Below are 3,146 nucleotides of genomic sequence, written 5' to 3' on the forward strand. Positions count from 1 at the left end.
TTTTGAAAGCTGTTGCAAAACGAACTGAATGTTTGTTTTGCAACAGCTTTTTTATATTTACATATTTCATCAGGGGATATCATTTAACAAATTATAAATTGATAGAAGGGGTTCTTAATGATTTAAAGAATAAACCTCCTAGAGTAATTACACGAAGGGATTTTACACTAGCCCCAGGTCAAAAACTGAAATTCCTTGGTGGAAAAATCTTTAGTTTAGAATTTAAACTCTATAACTATAGAGTCGTTATAGATTGCAATAGCGAGCAAGAACACCTCTATAGTGGGTATTTGGCTAAAAATTAAAGTAAAAGAAGGAATTTAGCCTAAAGTATCGAATGGATTAAAAAGCCAATAAAATGGGAAAAAGGCTCTAACTCAGGACCGTCGGCAAACTGAACTGAGTAAAAGCCTCTCAGACACCCAAAGGGTGCAAAATTTTGCTGTTTTACTATATGGACTATATTCTACATCAGAATATAAATTCCTGTAAACAAAAAGCAAATTTTTTTCCTCTTTAGTCGTCTGGGTGTTCCCAACTGACTAAGGAGGTTTTTGTTTTGGCAGCAAAAGAAGTTTTACTAAATTTATTAATGGACAAGCCTGTGGCTTATCATGTTGATATAGCCAAGGCATTGGGTAGTGTTAACGCTGGATTATTTGTAGCACAAGCAATGTATTGGACTGGCAAGGGGACTGATCCAAACGGTTGGTTTTATAAAACTCAGGACGAATGGTACGAAGAAATTGGCATGGGTAGGCGTGAACAGGAAACAGCTAGAAAGATTGCAAAACAAAAAGGTGTGCTAGAAGAAGAGCGCCGTGGAGTACCAGCTAGGCTTTTCTATCGTATAAACTTTGAACGTTTGATAGAAGTTCTACAAGATTACTATGATAGTAAAAATAGCCCTAACAACCCCAAAAACCTGGAAAAATCAAGAATGGCGGATTCCGCCAAACTAGGATGTGTAAATCCGCCAAACCAGAATGGCGGATTCCGCCAAACTAGGATGGCGGAAAGTAGCATACATACTATAACAGAGAATACTACAGAGAATACTTACAGAGAATACAACACTCATTCATTCAATCATTTAGTTAATAATAATGTGCAAATAGATCAAATAGAAAAAACAGGATTGAGTGATGGAATGCATGAGCAAAATTTAAAAAATGTTATTAGTTATGCAAAACTTAAACTCAATGGTTTAGTATCAGACGATCAGATAGTTAACTTGAGTGAGAGTTGGGATTTTTGGACTAGCTACTTTGGCATCGAAAGGGTACTGTATGCTATCGATAGACTTGCTGAACAAGATAGCGTTACTAATATTGTGAAATGGATGATGGGACCTCTAAAACACCCTGATGCTTACCCCCCAAAGGTGGGCTTCAGAAAAAAACAGGAACAACATGAAGGTGAGATTCCAGCATGTTACAACGTAAAGAAAAAGAAGATCATGAGATCTTTATATTCTTAATTCAATAACTCAAATTGATCAACCAATACTTCTAGGATAGTTGGAAGTTGGGTTCTAATACATAATCTAATATTCAACGCTTTTTAGTTTCTAAAAACTAATTTTTTTCATTGCTTCTTAAAACTGATAAAATAAATACTACCAAAAGAGAGACAAGCAACCTATGATTCTACCAAATATCGGAGTATGTTGTTTATGCACTCTCATGGATTTGGATCTTACCAACCCATATCTTTCAGGGGATTGGTAAGGAATAACACTATATTGGCTGCTAGACAATAAACTCGATAGAAAACAGATATAGTTGTAGAACAGGGGGAAGACCATGGATCCCTTTGAAAAATATTTAGACGACTTAAAGGAACGAATGATAGCCTTTAGAAACCAATCAAACAATGTCCCTAATATGCCTAAAAAAAACGTAGAATGCAAAAAATGCAATGACGTAGGTATTTACCTTGATAAGAATGGCTTTGGTGTAGAATGTTCCTGTAAAAAGCGAAAGGCATTAATTGCTAGGTTTCAAAGTTGTCAAATACCGGAATCAATGCTTAATCATTCCTTTAGTAAATTAAATTTGCAGTATTATTCTAAGGATCAATATCATGAGGAATATCAAGAAGCAGTATCTTATTATACATTAGCCACCCATTCGATTAACTTGTGTAAACAATATGCGGAAGAATACACAAAGGGTAAAATAAATCACGGCTTATATTTGTATGGACCAGTAGGATCTGGAAAAACATTTCTAGCCTGCTGTATAGCAAACTACATTCTTACAAGAACAAATATAGACTTGCTGTTTGTTGTCGTACCAGATCTTTTACAGAGGATCAGATCATCGTGGAATGACAAGAGTGTAGATGCTGAGACAGAGCACAGCTTAGTTGAAAAAGTTAGTAGTGTACAATTTTTAATATTAGACGATCTAGGCGCTCATAACTATACAGAATGGACATTAAATACCCTTTATAAAATACTGAATTACCGAGCAAACAGAAATTTGCCAACGATCATTACAAGCAACTTAGATTTAATCATGCCCATAAACCCACGACAAGTCCAAAGAATAGCAGAGGGTTTTAATAGTCCATATACTAGAGACCTAATGAAGAGGATATATAAACAAAAGAACAAGGATCTGTATCAAGAAGACCCCGACCAAATAATTAGTGAGTTAGCAGCTTATGTAGGAGATCGTGTTTCTTCTCGAATTAATCAGCTATGTATTCCAGTTCATTTATCAGTTCAAAAAGATATAAGAAAGCAAATTCAAGACAGAATAAGCGAAAAAGAAAAAAAAAAATACATGGAAAATTTGCGTTCGGGATGGTCTTCTAGTTCACAAAATTATAGGTAAACCTTTGGCTATATGAGGTGCCTTTATATCCTGTTGCAGTTAACCAACCCCACTTAATGGAATGCAACGAAGCTTTTTACTATAGCAAAAAACTGTAGTAGATGTGGTAAATTCACTGAGAAACTTCTCCCATAGGGGTGTAGCCAAGTGGTGAGGCAGTGTCCACCATGGGCTGGTTCAACTCCCGTCAGTTCCATCATATTCAATCGATATCTTAATGGTAGAGAACCGACTTCTAAGCGGTTGGTCCCACGTTCGAATCGTGCCAGGCGCACCATTATTATGGTGGCTATGGCGAGCTGG

4 protein-coding genes are annotated in these 3,146 nt (G+C 36.1%); 3 read left to right on the forward strand and 1 reads right to left on the reverse strand.

What is annotated here, in order from left to right:
* The 3 genes from ACYQ03_RS02690 to ACYQ03_RS02700 form a co-directional block, all read left to right on the forward strand.
* Positions 1–305 (forward strand): hypothetical protein (locus ACYQ03_RS02690; RefSeq protein ID WP_459907445.1); only part of this gene is annotated, 305 nt, incomplete at its 5' end.
* A gap of 254 nt (positions 306–559) precedes the next feature.
* The gene (locus ACYQ03_RS02695) at positions 560–1,480 is read left to right on the forward strand and encodes a hypothetical protein (protein WP_459907447.1); all 921 of its coding nucleotides are present in this window, start codon (positions 560–562) and stop codon (positions 1,478–1,480) included.
* Between the two features lie 325 nt (positions 1,481–1,805).
* Positions 1,806–2,843 (forward strand): ATP-binding protein, encoded by a 1,038-nt coding sequence (locus ACYQ03_RS02700; protein ID WP_459907448.1) that lies wholly within the window; start codon positions 1,806–1,808, stop codon positions 2,841–2,843.
* Between the two features lie 53 nt (positions 2,844–2,896).
* Here the strand turns inward: ACYQ03_RS02700 and ACYQ03_RS02705 are convergent.
* Positions 2,897–3,146: hypothetical protein (locus ACYQ03_RS02705; RefSeq protein WP_459907450.1), on the reverse strand; the 250-nt coding region annotated here is incomplete at its 5' end.

Source organism: Desulfotomaculum defluvii (genome assembly GCF_054657375.1).